We start from the raw sequence: 15,349 nt of genomic DNA, 5'->3' as shown, positions 1-15,349 counted from the left end.
CTCGTCACTCCCCTTGGTGGTCGCGCGGCAGGCCGAGGATGCGCTCGGCGACGACATTGAGCTGGACCTGGGTGGTGCCGCCCGCGATGGTCAGGCAGCGGGACATCAGGAAGCCGTGCACGGCCCGCTCCCCCGGGCCCTCCCGCAACGCCCCTTCGGGGCCCAGGAGTTCGAGCGCGAGTTCGGCGATCCGCTGCTGGTGCGGGGTCTGGACGAGCTTGCGCACGCTCGCCCCGGCGCCCGCCTCCAGGCCGTCCACCTGCTGGAGGGTGGTGCGCAGGCCGATGCAGGCCAGTGCGTGCGCCTCGGCGGCGAGGGCTCCGACGCGGGCCCGGGTGGCGCCGTCGAGGTCGGCGGCGCGGGTGATGAGCGCCTCCAGGCCGGTGTCGAAGGCGACCTGGTCGGCCATGTGGACGCGTTCGTTGCCGAGGGTGTTGCGGGCCACCTTCCAGCCGCCCGTCTCCTCCCCCACCAGGGCGTCCGCGGGCAGCAGCACGTCGTCGAAGTACACCTCGTTGAAGAGGGAGTCCCCGGTGATCTCCTTGAGCGGGCGGATGTCGATGCCCGGGGTGTTCTTCATGTCGACGACGAAGTAGCCGAGCCCCTGGTGCTTGGTGGGGGCGTCGGGGTCGGTGCGGGCGAGCAGGATGCCGTGGTCGGCCCACTGCGCGGCGGACGTCCACACCTTCTGGCCGTTGATCCGCCAGCGGCCGTCGGGGGTGCGTTCGGCGCGGGTGCGCAGGGCGGCGAGGTCGGACCCGGCCTCCGGCTCCGAGAAGAGCTGACACCACATCAGCTCGCCGCTCAGGGTGGCCGGTACGTACCTCTCCTGCTGCTCGGGGGTGCCGTGGGCGACGAGGGAGGGCACGACCCAGGTGGAGATGCCGAGCCCGCTGAGGGCGACCCCGGCGTCCTTCAGCTCCCGCTGCACGGCGAGCTGTTGCACGGGGTCGGCGCCGAGCCCCCAGGGGGCGGGCAGGTGCGGGGCGGCGTACCCGGTGGGGGCGAGGGCCCGCCGGGCCGCGCCGGGGTCGAGCCCGACCGCGGTTTCGATCACCGCCCTGGCCTGCGCCCGGTGGCCTTCGGCCGCTTCGGGGAGTTTTGTGCGCAGCTCGCGCCTGGCCCCGGCGGCGGCCAGCCGCACGGCCCGCAGCCGGTGCCCGTCGCCCGTCCCGAGCAGTTGCCGGGCGACCAGTGCCCGCCGCAGGTAGAGGTGGGCGTCGTGCTCCCAGGTGAACCCGATGCCGCCCAGGATCTGGATGCAGTCCTTGGCGCAGGAGAAGGCGGCGTCGAGGGCGGTCGCGGCGGCCAGGGCCGCGGTGAGTCCGCGCACGTCGGGGGCCTCGTCCACCGCGTTCGCGGCGTCCCACACCAGGGCCCGCGCCTGCTCGACCCGTACCAGCATGTCGGCGCACAGGTGCTTGACCGCCTGGAACTGGCCGATGGGCCGCCCGAACTGTTCCCTGACCTTGGCGTGCGCGGTGGCGGTGTCGAGCGCCCAGCCGGCCGTCCCGCACGCGTCGGCCGCGTACAGGACGGCGGCGAGGTCGGTGACCAGGGCGGTGGTGAGGGTGAGCGCCCGGCCGGCCGGGACGAGGGTGCTGCGGGCGGTGACCTCGGCGGTGGGGCGGGTGGGGTCGGCCGAGGCGTGCGTACGGATCTCCAGGTCGCCCGCGTCCACGGCCAGCCACACGGTGCCGTGGGCGGCTTCGGCCGCGAGCAGGACGAGGTCGGCGCCGGGCGAGGCCCCGAGGACGGGGGGCGCGGTGCCGTCGAGGAGGTAGCCGTCGCCGGCCAGGACGGCGGTGAGGGTGCCGGGCCCGGTGGCGACCGAGGCGACCGGCCGGTCCGCGGCCAGCGCGGGACGTCCGCCGCGCACCAGCAGATCGGCGGCCAGCACGCTCGGCAGGAACGGCCCGGGAAGCGCGGCCCGCCCGGTCTCCTCCAGGATCACGGCGAGGTCGAGCAGCGTCCCGCCGCCCTCGGGCAGGTGCACGTCCAGCAGCCCCATGCCGGCGGCCCCCTCCCAGTACGGGGGCCGCCCTCCTCCCCCGTCCTCGCCGCCCTGCCCGTCGAGGATCTTCCGTACGTCCTGCGGCGACGCCACCCGTCCGACCCAGCCGCGCACTGCTTCGGCCAACTCGCGGTGCTCGCGCGTGATTCCGATGCCCATGGTCGGGCAGAGTAGAACACGTTCCATTCTGACGGAAGGTCAGATGCCGGACCGGTCCGGCACGGGTGCCACCCGCCCGCCCCCCGGCCGCCGCCATGCGGCAGCATGACCCCAGCTCAGCCCCCTCACCCCAGGAGCCACGCCATGACCACCCGCCCCGCGCCCAAGCCCGACACCCTCGCCGCGTTCGAGGCCGCCAAGGGGTTCATGCCGGTCGGTGAGGGGCTCGCGCTGTACGCGGCCGCCGCCGGGGCGGCGCGCGAGCTGACGCTGCCGCTCCTGGAGGTGGGGACGTACTGCGGCCGGTCGACGCTGCTGCTCGCCGACGCCGCCCGCGAGGCCGGTGTGACGGCCGTGACCGTGGACCACCACCGGGGCAGCGAGGAGCAGCAGCCGGGGTGGGAGTACCACGACACGACCGTCGTGGACCCGGAACTGGGCGTCATGGACACGCTCCCGGCCTTCCGCCGCACCCTCCACCGGGCCGGGCTCGAAGACCACGTCGTCGCGCTCGTCGGCCGCTCCCCGCAGGCCGCCCGCCTCTGGGGCGCCCCTCTCTCCCTCGTCTTCATCGACGGCGGGCACACCGACGAGCACGCCACCAACGACTACGAGGGCTGGGCCCCGCACGTCGCCGAGGGCGGTCTGCTGGTGATCCACGACGTGTTCCCCGACCCGGCCGACGGCGGCCAGGCCCCGTACCGCGTGTACCTGCGTGCTCTCGCGTCCGGCGCGTTCACCGAGGTCTCGGTGACCGACTCGCTGCGCGTCCTGCGGCGTACCGGCTCGGGGATCTGAGCGGCCCGCATAGCATCGCCCTGTGTCGTACGACGGTCAGTACCCCCACGTGTCCCCGCCCGAGCCGACCCCGCGCCGAGGTCGCGGCAACGCCCTGATCGTGGCCGCCGCCCTGGCGCCCACCGCCCTGGCGGGCTGGCTCGTCTGGCAGGCGATGAGCGGGCCGGGCGACGAGCCCTCGCCGCAGGTGCTGGCGCCGCCCAGCCAGTCCGCGTCCGCACCCGCCGCCACCCGGCCCCCCACCCGGAGTCCCGAACCCGGCGCCGCCGGCAACAGTGCCGCCCCGACCAGGAGCGCCGCACCGCCCCAGGCCTCCTCCGGCGCCTCTGCGCAGGGTCCCGCGCCCGGCGGTCCGCTCGCCGGCCGGACCGTCGTCGTCGACCCCGGCCACAACCCCGGTAATTTCCGGCACACCCGGGAAATCAATCGCCAGGTGAATATCGGAACCAACCGCAAGGAATGCGACACCACTGGGACGGCGAGCAATGCGGGATACACCGAGGCGGAATTCACACTCGATGTGTCGCGCCGCCTGAAAGCAATTCTCGAAAAGCAGGGCGCAACCGTCCAATTCACCCAGAACGGCGACCGCGCCTTCGGCCCGTGCATCGACGAGCGCGCCCGTATCGGAAACGAGGCGAAGGCCGACGCGGTGATCTCCGTACACGCCGACGGTTCGGCCGCCGGCCACCGCGGGTTCCACGTCATCCTGCCCGCACGGGTGAACTCCGGAGCGGCGGACACCTCTTCGATCGTCGGCCCCTCACGCGATCTCGGCGAGCGCATCGTGGGCAACTTCGTGCGAGTGACCGGTGACGCACCCGCCAACTACCTGGGCGAGAAGACCGGATTGGTGGTCCGCGACGACCTCGGCGGGCTCAATCTCTCGACCGTTCCCAAGGTGTTCATCGAGTGCGGCAACATGCGTGACGCGCAGGACATCGCCCTGTTGTCGAGTGCTTCCTGGCGGCAGAAGGCGGCCCAGGGGATGGCCGACGGCATCAGCGGCTTCCTCCAGGGGTAGGGCTGCTCCGCGTCCGGCGGTCGCGGGCGGGCCAACATCACGGTCCGGAACCACGCCCGGTTACCGTCCGGCAACCATGGGGCCCACCCCGGGGACCGGACGATACATTCATCCGTACGATGGGGAGCCGCCCCCGAGCTTCGCACCAGTAGTTCGCGAGAACCGCGCACACCGGCGCAGCGACAGCCGCCCCGAAGAGACGACTGATAAAGGATTTTACGTGAACATCCGCTCCCTCACACGAGGTGATGGCGTGGTGATCGGAGCAGCGGTGGTGCTGTTCATCGCCTCGTTCCTCAGCCTGAACGCAGCTCCTGACTGCTCTGGCATCGACTCTCGTTACTGCCCCCGCGTTTCCGTCAATGCCTGGGACACCCTCGGGCTTCTGATGAGCATGTATCTCGCGGGCGTCATCGCCGCGACGCTCATCGTCGTGGCGCGCGGCCTGCCGGCTCCGCGCAAGGTGGCGGGCATCGAGCTCGGGCAGTTCGGCGTCGCCCTCGCGGTCTTCGCGGCCTGGACCGCGTTCTGGACGATCATCGACGCGGGCAGCTCGGGTGCCGGCATGATCCTCGGCCTGATCGCCGCCCTGGCCCTGGCCGCCGGCGCGGTCGCCTCTCCGCTGGTCCCGGCCCTCAGGGCGCCGCTCATGGGCGCCCCGAAGCCGGCCAACCCGTACGGCGCCCAGCAGGGCCAGCCGGGTGCCGGTTACGGCTACCCGGGCGGTCCGCAGCAGTCCTTCGGCGGCCAGCAGCCCGCCCCCGGCGGCTACGGCTACCCGGGCGGCGCCACCCAGGACCCGCAGGCCGCCGCGCAGGCCCCGGCCGCCGGTCAGCCGGACCAGGGCGCCCAGCCGGCCCAGGCCGACGCCTCCGGCTTCGCCCCGTTCTGGTTCGCGGTTCCGGTGGCCCGTCCGCTGTACCCGGAGGACGGTGCGCCCACGCCGATCGCCGAACTGGCGCCCGGCACCTGGTACCTGGCGGTGGACCAGCGCGGCAACGGCCTGGTCGCCCAGACCCAGGACGGCCGTCGCGGTCTGCTGCAGGACACCACGGGGATCCAGCGCGGCTGACGCGCCCCTCCCCCGCGCTCGGCACGGCGGCCCTCGTCCCCCTCGGGGAGGCGGGGGCCGCCGTCGTGTCCGGCCCCGTGCTCTTGTCCGGTGCGCCCCGGCGCCGTACAGTCCCTGACGCTCCATCAGAAATGGGCGTCGCGGGCGCCCGCGCGGCAGGGACGGCAAGTACGGCAGGTGCGGCCGGCACCGCCGGTACGGCAACAGGAGGCCCCGGTATGCGACTTGGACTCGCGCTCGGCTACTGGGGACGCGGCCCCGACCCCGGCCACCTCGCCCTCGTACAGGAGGCGGAGCGGCTCGGCTACGACTCGGTGTGGACGTCCGAGGCCTGGGGCTCCGACGCGTTCACCCCGCTGACCTGGTTCGCCGCCCGCACCAGCCGGATCCGGCTCGGCACCGCGATCGTGCAGATGGCGGCCCGCACACCGACCGCGACCGCCATGCACGCGCTGACCCTGGACCACCTGTCCGGCGGCCGGATGATGCTGGGCCTGGGCCTGTCGGGGCCACAGGTGGTGGAGGGCTGGTACGGGCGGCCGTTCCCGCGCAGCCCGCTGACCGCGACCCGGGAGTACGTGGACGTGGTGCGCCAGGTGCTGCGCCGCGAGGGCCCGGTGGAACTGGACGGACGCTTCCACCAGCACCCGTACCGGGGCGCGGACGCCACCGGCATCGGCAAGCCGCTGAAGCCGATCGTCCATCCGCTGCGGGCCGACCTGCCCGTCCTGCTCGGCGCCGAGGGACCCAAGAACATCGCCCAGACCACCCGCATCGCGGACGGCTGGCTGCCGCTCTACTGGTCGCCGACGCGGCCGGACGCCTACCGGCTCGGCGACGTCCCGCGGGGCTTCATGGTGGCGCCGATGGCCCGCGCGCACGTCTGCGACGACGTGGCCGAGGGACTGCTGCCGGTCAAGGCGATGCTCGGCTTCTACATCGGCGGCATGGGGCACGCGGCGAAGAACTTCCACGCGGACCTGATGGCGCGGATGGGGTACGAGGAGCAGGCCCGCCGGATCCAGGAGCTGTTCCTCGCCGGGCGCAAGGAGGAGGCGGTGCTGGCCGTGCCGGACGCCTTCGCGGACGAGATCTCCCTGGTGGGGCCGCGCGGGCGGATCGCGGAGCGGCTGGAGCTGTGGCGCAAGGGCCCGGTGACCGACCTGCTGGTCACCGCACCGGACCCGAACACCTTGCGCGTACTGGCCGAACTCAACTCCTGACCGCTACCGCGTGCCCCGTCTCAAGTAGACCGCAAGGCACTTGACGAAACGTCAGTCAAAGGCGATCTTCCCGAGCCACTGGTCCAGCAGCGCGCGGTCGCCGTGCACCTCCACCTTCCCGGCGTCCGGCGACTGGCGCCGGTAGAAGACCTGGAGCAGGTCGGTCAGCGGTCCGCGCAGCGCGACCGCGGCCTTCTCGTGGCCGCGCCGCCACTCGATCGCCGTACCGGTGAAGTCGATGATCCACTCGGCGTCGAGGGCCGGGTCGGTGTCGGTGGCGTGGAAGTGGACAGTGCGCCCCGCGCCGAAGAGCTCGCGCAGGTCGGGGCGGGACTCCAGGGTCTGCGGCAGCGCGCCGATCCACATCCACTCGTCGATGGCGTCGGCGGCGACCTCGGGGTCCACCTCGTACGGGGTCCCGGCGGCCAGGGCCGCGTCCGCGCGGTGCACCACCGTCTCGTGGGTCATCCGGCGTGCCCAGAACGCGGCGGGCCGCCCCGCCGGCGCCCAGGTCCACACCTGTGCCTCGGGGCCGGCCTCGCGCAGCGCGGCGGCGCACATCTCGGCGCCCTCGGCCAGCCAGGCGTCGAGGGCCGCCGGGTCGTCGGTGCCGGGGCCGTCGCCGTGCGGGACGTCCGCGGGCGGTATCACCTCGGGGGACCGCTTGGAGACGATCTGGTGGACCCAGCGGTGCGCCCAGCCGGTGTGGTGGAGGAGGTCGCGCAGGGTCCACTCGGGACAGGACGGCACCTGCGCCCCGAGGTCGGCACCGGAGACCGCCGCGCGCATGCGGGCGGTCTCCTCGACGATCTGATCGCAGTAACGGGCGTGGTCGAGAAGAGTCATGAGCCGCACCCTAAGCGGGCCGACGCCGCCCGCCAATGGCTTTAATCCGCGGCCGGAGCAGGGCCGTTGAGCTGCGCGTTGTGCTCCGTTGCGGGCTCCGCGGCGGCCTGGCCGGGGACGGTGGCGGGCGACTGGGCCGGGGAGCCGCCCTTGGCGAGTTCGCCCGCCGAGGGAACCTTGTCGGTGACCTGGGCACCCGCTTCCTTGCCCGCGTCCTTGACCCCGCCGATGACCTTCTCGAAGAGCCCGACCTCACCAGCGCCGACGGTGCCCGCGGCCAGCTTGGAGCCCAGGCCCTTGAGCGATTCGATGCCCTGGGAGAGCGGGGCGACGGCCTTGGAGAGGAGTTCGTCGCCCTTGGCGTTGTTCACCGCCGCCTTGAGCCTGTTGTACGTGAAGGCACCCGCGAGGCCCGCCTTGACCATGGCGAACTTCCGGCCGTCCGCGCCGCTCTGGAACTTGCCCGCCCGGAAGGGCTTCACGATCCACTGGTACGCGGCCCCGGCGGCCAGCGAGGCGTTGGCGACGAACCGGGTCTTGGCCAGCCGCTGCTTCTCCACCTCGGTGGTCGGCGAGGCGCTGGAGGTGGCGTCGACCGCGTTGGCCGCGCTGTCCTTGTCCTTGCCGTTGCAGGCCGCGAGCGGCACGAGCAGCGCACACGTCAGCGGCACCGCCACGAGCGCGCGGCGGGCAGGGGTGGCGGTGAGGGAACGGGACACGGCGGGCCTCCAGGGGCCGGAACGGCTGCGGCACTTTCCCGCAGCGTCACCCGCGTGCCGTGCGCCCACCACCAGGGCGGGGCCATCCGGGTTTGCCGCACGTCAACGGGGCAACACGTCTGGCATGTCCACACGAACCCGCACAGGAAATCCCGCGGCCACGCTGATCACGGTCGTCGCGGACATCGCCGCCCTCATCCTCGGCCTGTGGATCGTGTTCTACCTGCTGGACGCCAACCAGCAGAACGCCCTGGTGGGCTTCGTCCACGACGCCGCCCGCTTCCTGGCCGGATGGTCCTACGACCTGTTCACCTTCGACGAGGAGTGGGCGCGGGTGGTGGCCGGTTACGGTCTGCCGGCCGTGGTCTACCTGTTCGTCGGGCACGCGCTGGCGGGCGCGGTACGCCGCCGCTGACGCCACGGGGGCCCGGGGCGCGCCCCGGGCCCCGCGCTCAGCAGCAGTCCGGGTCCAGGCCCAGCGGCAGCCGTTCGCCGCCGAAGACCGCGCAGGTGGCCTCCTCGCCGCCGAGCGCGGCCACCGCGAGCAGCAGGGAGCCCGCCGTCCAGGTGGTGAGCTCCTGCGGCCAGATCGCCCGGTCGTCGAAGACGTAGCCCGTCCAGTACATGCCGCTGCCGTCGTCCGCGCGCAGGTGCTGGACGGACTGGAGGATCTCCAGCGCCCGGTCGGACTCCCCCGTCACCCAGAGCGCCAGGGCGAGTTCGCAGCTCTCGCCGCCGGTCACCCAGGGGTTGGGCAGCACGCAGCGCACCCCCAGGTCCGGTACGACGAAGTCGTCCCAGCCGGACTCGATGCGCTCCTTGGCCGCCGGGCCGGTGAGGGCTCCGGCGAGGATCGGGTAGTACCAGTCCATCGAGTAGCGGGACTTGTCGAGGAACCGCTCGGGGTGCTTCTGGATCGCGTGCCGCAGCGCGCCGACCGCCAGCTCCCAGTCGGGCTGCGGTTCCTCGCGCTGTTCGGCGATGGCGAGCGCGCAGCGCAGCGCCTGGTGGATCGAGGAACTCCCGGTCAGCAGCGCGTCGTTGACGGGAGTGCCGTCGTCCTCGCGCTTCCAGCCGATCTGCCCGCCCGGCTGCTGGAGCGCGAGCACGAACTCGACGGCCGCGTAGACGGCCGGCCACATCCGGTCGATGAACGCCTCGTCGCCGGTGGCCAGGTAGTGGTGCCAGACGCCGACGGCGATGTAGGCGCAGAAGTTGGTCTCGCGGGCGCGGTCGGTGGGGCGGGTGTGGTCGCCGTCGTCGTACGCCGCGTACCAGGAGCCGTCCGGGTTCTGGTGTCCGACCAGCCAGTCGTACGCCCGCGCCGCCGCCTCGTGCTCGCCCGCCGCGTCCAGGGCCATCGCGGCCTCGGTGTGGTCCCACGGGTCGAGGTGGTGGCCGCGGAACCAGGGTATGGCGCCGTCCGCGCGCTGCCCGGCGAGGATGCCCGCGACGGTCTCGGCGGCCTGATCGGCCGTCAGGACCCCGGGCAGCACGAGGTGTTCGGTGTAGCCGGGGCTCGTCACTTGGTGTCCGCCGCGGCCTTGGCGCCCGCGTCCGTCCCGGTGCCCGCGCCGTCGGTGGCCGCTTCGGCGGGGAGGTGCGGCTTGGTGGCGTACGCGACGAAGCTCTTGCCGATCACCGGGTTGAGGGCCTGCTCGGCGACCTTGGTGAGCAGCGGCTTCTTCATGATGTCCCAGACCAGGAGCTTGTGGTACGCCTTGACCGGCAGCGCCTTGTCGTTGTCCACGCCGAACGCGCACTTGAGCCACCAGTACGGCGAGTGCAGGGCGTGCGCGTGGTGGGTGCCGTAGGGCCTCAGCCCCGCCTCCCTCATCCTGCCGAGGAGTTCGTCGGCCTTGTAGATGCGGATGTGCCCGCCCTCGACCTCGTGGTACGCGTCGGAGAGCGCCCAGCAGACCTTCTCGGGGCCGTAGCGCGGCACGGTCACCGCGATCCGGCCGCCGGGCCGCAGCACGCGGACCATCTCGGCGAGCACGCCCTTGTCGTCGGGTATGTGCTCCATGACCTCGGAGATGATCACGACGTCGAAGGAGGCGTCCGGGAAGGGCAGGTTGAGCGCGTCGCCCTCCATGGCGGTGGCGGTCGCGCCCTCGGGGGCCTCGCCCGCCTCCTTCATGGCGGCGAACCACTTGGCGACCTCGCGGATCTCGTCGCCGTTCTGGTCCAGCGCGACCACCTGGGCGCCGCGCCGGTAGCACTCGAAGGCGTGCCGTCCGGCGCCGCAGCCCAGGTCGAGGACGCGGTCGCCCGGGGCGAGCGGGAAGCGGGAAAAGTCCACGGTCAGCACGGGGGCTCAGCTTTCATCCGGCGGTGGGGGTGGTTCGGTCGGGTCGTCGTCGGGGCGGCGGGCGGTGCGTCGGCGGGGCGGCGGCCGGCCTCGGCCCGTGCCCCCGGGCGGCTATGGCTTGAGGGAGCCCCGTCGTACCGCGGCCTGCGCGGCGACGGCCTCGCGGTAGAGCTCGGCGGTGCCGATCGCGGCCTGCTTCCAGGTGAACCTGGCGAGCACCCGGGCCCGGCCGGCCGCACCGAGCCTGCTGCGCAGGTCCGCGTCGCCGAGCAGTCTGCCCAGTTGTCCGGCGAGCGCGTCGGCGTCGCCGGGCGGCACCGCGAGACAGGTCTCCCCGTCGGGGCCGGCGACCTCGGGGATGGCGCCGCCGGTGGTGGCGACGAGCGGGGTGCCGGTGGCCATCGCCTCGGCGGCGGGCAGCGAGAACCCTTCGTACAGCGAGGGCACACAGGCGATCTGCGCACCGCGTACGAGGTCGACCAGTTCCTGGTCGGTGATGCCCTTGACGAACTCGATGGCGCCCTGGAGGCCGTACTGCTCGATGGCGCGGGCGACGGGGCCGTCCTCGGCGCGCTTGCCGACGACGACCAGGTGCGCGTCGGGCCGCTCGGCGCGGAGCTTGGCGAGCGCCTCGACGAGGTGCACCAGTCCCTTGAGGGGGACGTCGGCGCTGGAGGTGGTGACGATCCGGCCCGGCACCTCGGCGACGGACGGGTCCGGCGACCACAGCTGGGTGTCGGCACCGATGTGGACGACGTGGATCCGCTCGCGCCGTACGCCGAGGTGCTCGACGATCTCGGCCTGCGAGGAGCCGGACACGGTGAGCACCGACGGCAGCCGGCGGGCGACCCGCTTCTGCATCCGGGTGAAGCCGTACCAGCGGCGCACCGACAGGTTCTTGAGCCGGGTGTCCGCGGCGTCGAGGTCGAGCTGCCGGTCGACGGTGATGGGGTGGTGAATGGTCGTCACCAGGGGGGCGCCGAGGTCGCCGAGCAGTCCGTAACCGAGGGTCTGGTTGTCGTGCACGACGTCGAACTCGCCGCGCCGGGCGGCCAGGTGGCGCTTGGCGCGCAGCGAGAAGGTCAGCGGCTCGGGGAATCCGCCGGTGCGCATGGTGGCGAACTCGACGGCGTCGATCCAGTCGCGGAACTCCTCGCGCCGCGGGGTGCGGAACGGGTCGGGGCTGCGGTACAGGTCCAGGCTCGGCAGCTCGGTGAGCGCGACGCCCTCGTCGAGCACCGGGTAGGGCTGCGCGCCGAGCACCTCGACGTGGTGCCCGAGTCGGGCGAGTTCCCGGGAGAGGTGGCGGACGTAGACGCCCTGGCCGCCGCAGAACGGGTTCCCCTTGTAGGAGAGGAGCGCGATGCGCAACGGGCGGTCCCCGTCGCCTGCGCCTGCTTCCCCTCGTGCGGCGTCCCCTGTCTGGGGGCCCGCCTGTATGGCCTCAGCGGTCACTCCCGGCCCCCTTCTTGACGCACTCCCGCCGGAGCGTAGCCGCTGGCGCTAATCTAGAACAAGTTCCAGAGTTGATCGAACACGGAGCTTTGAATCTACCGGCAGTAGGCGGCGGCGTAAGGTCCGGATCAGGTGATTCGCGCCACGGCTCACGGGCGGGCGCGACACGCGGGAGACCGCGGCCGACGACGCAGGCAGACGGGCGCGCGCAGCGCACGGGGCGCACAGGGAACACGGGGACACCATGAGAGCGGAAGCCAGGACGGCGGGCGGCGGGGCGAGCGGCCGGGGCAGCGGGCCGGGCCGGAGCGCGGGCGGGGACCGGGAGACGGGTTCCGCACGGGCCGCCGGGAGCGGCCGGGGCCAGGGCTCCGCCCGCGGCAACGGCCTGGGCCCGGCCGCCCCCGCGCTGACCGAGCGCCAGGAGGCCCGCCGCCGCCGCATCCTGCACGCCAGCGCGCAGCTGGCCAGCCGGGGCGGCTTCGACGCGGTCCAGATGCGCGAGGTCGCGGAGGAGGCGGGCGTGGCACTGGGGACCCTCTACCGCTACTTCCCCTCCAAGGTGCACCTGCTGGTCGCCACCATGCAGGACCAGCTGCACCACATGCACACCACGCTGCGCAAGCGGCCCCCGGCGGCCACGTCCTCGTCGGAGCGGGTGGCGGAGACCCTGATGCGGGCGTTCCGCGCGCTGCAGCGCGAGCCGAACCTGGCGGACGCCATGGTCCGTGCCCTGACCTTCGCGGACCGCTCGGTCAGCCCGGAGGTGGACACCGTCTCCCGGCAGACCACCGCGATCATCCTGGACGCCATGGGGCTCTCCGACGCCCAGGACCGGCCCACCCCACAGCAGCTCTCGGCGGTGCGGGTCATCGAGCACACCTGGCACTCGGCCCTGATCACCTGGCTCTCGGGCCGGGCCTCGATCGCCCAGGTGAAGATCGACATCGAGACGGTGTGCAAGCTGATCGACGTGACCTCGGCGCAGGCGGCGGCCCCGGGGCAGGCCCCGTCCGGCGCGCCGGACGGCACGGCGAAGTAGCGGGGCACGGGGCGGGCGGGCCGACTCCTCGACGGCCCGCACCGTCCCGCACCCCGCGGTCCTCGGCCCGCCGCTCACTCCTCCGGCGGGAACACCGGCTCCCCCGTGTCGCGCAGCGCGATGGCGATCGCCTCGACCGGGCAGCCCTCCGCCGCGGCCAGTACGTCCTCGTCGGCGTCGACGTCCGGGTGCACCGGGTGGGACTGCCGGGCGGAGTCCAGGCGGAAGGAGCCGGGGGCGGCGGCGACGCACATGCCGGAGCCGATGCACACGCCCCGGTCCACCTCCACGTGCCAGCGGTCGCCCATCAGGCGTCCTGCCCCGGGGCCTCGTACCCGGCGGGCAGGTGGATCATCTTGTGCTCCAGGTACTCGCCGTACCCCTCGGGGCCGAACTCGCGGCCCAGGCCGGAGTTCTTGTAGCCGCCGAAGGGGCCCATCATGTCGATGCTGAAGGTGTTGACCGAGTAGGTGCCGGTGCGCACCCGGCGGGCCACCTCGACGCCGCGGTCCACGTCGGCCGTCCAGACGCTGCCGCTCAGGCCGTACTCGGAGTCGTTGGCGATACGGACCGCCTCCGCCTCGTCCTCGTACGGCAGCAGGCACATCACCGGACCGAAGATCTCCTCGCGGGCCACCCGCGTCGTGTTGTCGACGCCGCCGAGCAGGGTGGGCTCGACGTACCAGCCGCGTTCCCGGCCGGCCGGGCGTCCGCCGCCGGCCAGGACCTTGGCGCCCTCCTCCTGGCCGATCCGGATGTAGTCGAGGGAGCGCTGCTGCTGGCGCCGGGCGACCAGCGGTCCGACCTCGGTGGCCGGGTCCATCGGGTCGCCGACCTTGAGCGCGCCCGCCGCCGCGGCGAAGGCCTCGGCGAACTCGTCGTAGCGGGAACGGGGGGCCAGGATGCGCGACTGGGCCACGCAGGCCTGTCCGTTCAGCATCCAGGCGAAGGGGGCGATGCCGGCGACGGTCGTCCCCAGGTCGGCGTCGGGGAGGATGACGGCCGCCGACTTGCCGCCGAGTTCCAGGGTGACGCGGCTGAGGTTGCGGGAGGCGACCTCCATCACGCGCTTGCCCGCGGCGACCGATCCGGTGAAGGACACCTTGTCCACACCGGGGTGCGCGACCAGGTACTCGCTGACCTCGCGCTCGGCGGGCAGGATGGAGAGCACGCCCTCGGGAAGCCCCGCCTCGGTGCAGATCTCCGCGAGGAGATAGCCGTCCAGGGGCGTCTCGGGCGAGGTCTTCAGCACGGCCGTGCAGCCGCTGAGCAGGGCGGGTGCCAGCTTGGCCGCGGCGGTGAACTGGGGGACGTTCCAGGGGACCACCGCCGCGACGACCCCGACCGGCTCGCGCCGCACCAGCAGATTGCCCAGGGCGCCGGTGCGGCGGGTCTCCACCGGGAAGTCCTGCGCCACCTTGATCGTCGTGTCCCACACCATCATCGCGGCGAGCGCCTGCATCATCACGCTCGCGGTGTACGGGGTGCCGTTCTGCGCGCTGATGACGCGGGCGATCTCCTCGTGGCGCACCGCGATGGCGTCCTTGATGCGGGTGACGACCTCGATCCGCTCCGCCAGTGTCATCCGGGGCCAGGGCCCCTCGTCGAAGGCCCTGCGGGCCGCCGCCACCGCCCGGTCCACGTCCGCCTCGGCGGCGTGCGGGACCCGGCCGATGACCTGTTCGGTGTGCGGGGAGACCACTTCGATGACGTCGGAACCGGACGGCTCGACCAACTTGCCTGCGATGAAGAGCTGTTGGTGTTCGACGAGTTCGGTCATGGCTGTCGCCTCCCGCGAGTCCGGCCCGGTGCACTACTGCTGACGCTCCATCAGTTACCGCTCCCCCCGAACTGATACCAGTTCTAGTTCGTACGGGGAAGGGGTGCGACGCGCCCGGCCGCGAGCAGCGGGGCGAGGGCGAGCAGCATGCACAGGCCGCCCACCGGGAGGAGGTCGAGGCTGACGGCCATGCAGACCGTGCCCGCCACCAGGGCGGTCACCATGAGGATCCGGGTGCGGACGGAGGCGGCGGTCAGGGCCGCCAGGACGACCAGGCCGACGAAGAAGAGCTGCGGGACCACCCCGTAGACGACCGGCTCGACCCCGGGGACCGCCTTGACCTGCCGGAAGATCTCGCGCATCGCGGGCCGGTCCTCGGCGATCAGCCCGGACACCAGGTCGATCGCCGCCTGCACGGCGGTGGCGAGCAGCCCGGCACCCGTCACCAGCAGGGCCGCCGAGGCCGCCGGGCGCCGCGACGCGGGCGCCGAACGGTACAGCTGGCGCAGGACCGGAACGAACAGGAGCACCCCGACGAGCATCGCGAGATGCCCCAGCGTCCAGCCGGTGCCCGGCGTGCCCCGCTCGCTGAGCAGCCGGACGGCGCCGTACACGACCAGCGAAACGGGCGCCGCGACGAGCGCGAACCGGGTGAACCCGGCGGGCCGGACGAGGCCGGAGGGGGTACGGGGGGCGGTGGCGGGGACCGGGGCGGGCCGGTCCTGCGGGGCGGGCCGGCCGTGCGGGGCGGTGGTGCGGGGAGCGGCGGCGTGCGGGGCGGTGGTGCGGGGGGCGGTGGTGCGGGGGGCGGTGGTGTGCGGGGCGGTGGTGCGGGGGGCGGTGGTGTGCTGGGTGTGCGTCGGGTTCGTCATGCGTCGATCTTGTCCGCGTACAGCCATGCGGCCC

Annotated in this window: 14 protein-coding genes and 1 pseudogene; 6 read left to right on the top strand and 9 right to left on the bottom strand. The window is 73.4% G+C overall.

All coding sequences use genetic code 11. From position 1 onward, the window contains the following. Positions 1 to 4: 4 nt before the first annotated feature. On the bottom strand, positions 5 to 2,173 hold the full coding sequence (locus tag ACFYVL_RS19555; RefSeq protein ID WP_389246320.1) for an acyl-CoA dehydrogenase: 2,169 nt from the start codon (positions 2,171 to 2,173) through the stop codon (positions 5 to 7). Between the two features lie 144 nt (positions 2,174 to 2,317). Between ACFYVL_RS19555 and ACFYVL_RS19550 the strand changes: the two genes are divergently transcribed. The 4 genes from ACFYVL_RS19550 (at position 2,318) to ACFYVL_RS19535 (ending at position 6,290) form a co-directional block, all read left to right on the top strand. Beyond that, complete coding sequence (locus ACFYVL_RS19550; protein ID WP_389246318.1) at positions 2,318 to 2,971, top strand: class I SAM-dependent methyltransferase; 654 nt, start codon at positions 2,318 to 2,320, stop codon at positions 2,969 to 2,971. A gap of 22 nt (positions 2,972 to 2,993) precedes the next feature. Next, entirely contained in the window at positions 2,994 to 3,995 is a 1,002-nt protein-coding gene (locus ACFYVL_RS19545) for an N-acetylmuramoyl-L-alanine amidase (RefSeq protein ID WP_389246316.1), read from the top strand. A gap of 220 nt (positions 3,996 to 4,215) precedes the next feature. After that, positions 4,216 to 5,067, top strand: coding sequence for a hypothetical protein (locus ACFYVL_RS19540; RefSeq protein WP_389246314.1), 852 nt, complete (start codon positions 4,216 to 4,218; stop codon positions 5,065 to 5,067). Between the two features lie 218 nt (positions 5,068 to 5,285). Continuing rightward, positions 5,286 to 6,290, top strand: a complete 1,005-nt coding sequence (locus ACFYVL_RS19535) for an LLM class F420-dependent oxidoreductase (protein ID WP_389246312.1) — start codon at positions 5,286 to 5,288, stop codon at positions 6,288 to 6,290. 51 nt (positions 6,291 to 6,341) lie between these two features. On the opposite strand, the gene ACFYVL_RS19530 is transcribed toward ACFYVL_RS19535, so the two are convergent. Continuing rightward, the gene (locus ACFYVL_RS19530) at positions 6,342 to 7,136 is read right to left on the bottom strand and encodes a maleylpyruvate isomerase family mycothiol-dependent enzyme (protein ID WP_389246310.1); all 795 of its coding nucleotides are present in this window, start codon (positions 7,134 to 7,136) and stop codon (positions 6,342 to 6,344) included. A 155-nt stretch (positions 7,137 to 7,291) separates the two neighbouring features. Beyond that, positions 7,292 to 7,855 (bottom strand): annotated as a pseudogene (locus ACFYVL_RS19525) (hypothetical protein); the annotation flags it as partial. 124 nt (positions 7,856 to 7,979) lie between these two features. Between ACFYVL_RS19525 and ACFYVL_RS19520 the strand changes: the two are divergent. Beyond that, a complete protein-coding gene (locus ACFYVL_RS19520; protein WP_389246308.1) occupies positions 7,980 to 8,270 on the top strand; it encodes a hypothetical protein in 291 nt (96 codons plus the stop codon). A 37-nt stretch (positions 8,271 to 8,307) separates the two neighbouring features. On the opposite strand, the gene ACFYVL_RS19515 is transcribed toward ACFYVL_RS19520, so the two are convergent. From ACFYVL_RS19515 to ACFYVL_RS19505, 3 genes are all read right to left on the bottom strand, one after another. Next, positions 8,308 to 9,381: a prenyltransferase gene (locus ACFYVL_RS19515; protein ID WP_389246306.1), complete on the bottom strand. Its 1,074-nt coding sequence runs from the start codon at positions 9,379 to 9,381 to the stop codon at positions 8,308 to 8,310. Continuing rightward, positions 9,378 to 10,166, bottom strand: coding sequence for a methyltransferase domain-containing protein (locus tag ACFYVL_RS19510; protein WP_389246304.1), 789 nt, complete (start codon positions 10,164 to 10,166; stop codon positions 9,378 to 9,380). The genes ACFYVL_RS19515 and ACFYVL_RS19510 overlap by 4 nt, the downstream gene beginning before the upstream one ends. 111 nt (positions 10,167 to 10,277) lie before the next feature. Next, on the bottom strand, positions 10,278 to 11,621 hold the full coding sequence (locus ACFYVL_RS19505; protein WP_389246302.1) for a glycosyltransferase family 4 protein: 1,344 nt from the start codon (positions 11,619 to 11,621) through the stop codon (positions 10,278 to 10,280). Between the two features lie 244 nt (positions 11,622 to 11,865). On the opposite strand from ACFYVL_RS19505, the gene ACFYVL_RS19500 reads away from it, so the two are divergent. Then, positions 11,866 to 12,663 (top strand): TetR family transcriptional regulator, encoded by a 798-nt coding sequence (locus tag ACFYVL_RS19500; RefSeq protein ID WP_389246300.1) that lies wholly within the window; start codon positions 11,866 to 11,868, stop codon positions 12,661 to 12,663. A gap of 74 nt (positions 12,664 to 12,737) precedes the next feature. On the opposite strand, the gene ACFYVL_RS19495 is transcribed toward ACFYVL_RS19500, so the two are convergent. The 3 genes from ACFYVL_RS19495 to ACFYVL_RS19485 form a co-directional block, all read right to left on the bottom strand. Further along, on the bottom strand, positions 12,738 to 12,971 hold the full coding sequence (locus tag ACFYVL_RS19495) for a ferredoxin (protein ID WP_389246298.1): 234 nt from the start codon (positions 12,969 to 12,971) through the stop codon (positions 12,738 to 12,740). Next, positions 12,971 to 14,443: an aldehyde dehydrogenase gene (locus tag ACFYVL_RS19490; RefSeq protein WP_389246296.1), complete on the bottom strand. Its 1,473-nt coding sequence runs from the start codon at positions 14,441 to 14,443 to the stop codon at positions 12,971 to 12,973. The genes ACFYVL_RS19495 and ACFYVL_RS19490 overlap by 1 nt, the downstream gene beginning before the upstream one ends. 83 nt (positions 14,444 to 14,526) lie before the next feature. Further along, the gene (locus ACFYVL_RS19485) at positions 14,527 to 15,315 is read right to left on the bottom strand and encodes a hypothetical protein (RefSeq protein ID WP_389246294.1); all 789 of its coding nucleotides are present in this window, start codon (positions 15,313 to 15,315) and stop codon (positions 14,527 to 14,529) included. Positions 15,316 to 15,349: the final 34 nt, after the last annotated feature.

It is taken from the genome of Streptomyces sp. NPDC004111, assembly GCF_042874215.1.
In the GTDB taxonomy this organism is placed as follows: domain Bacteria; phylum Actinomycetota; class Actinomycetes; order Streptomycetales; family Streptomycetaceae; genus Streptomyces.
This window is presented reverse-complemented; position numbering and strand designations above follow the sequence as displayed.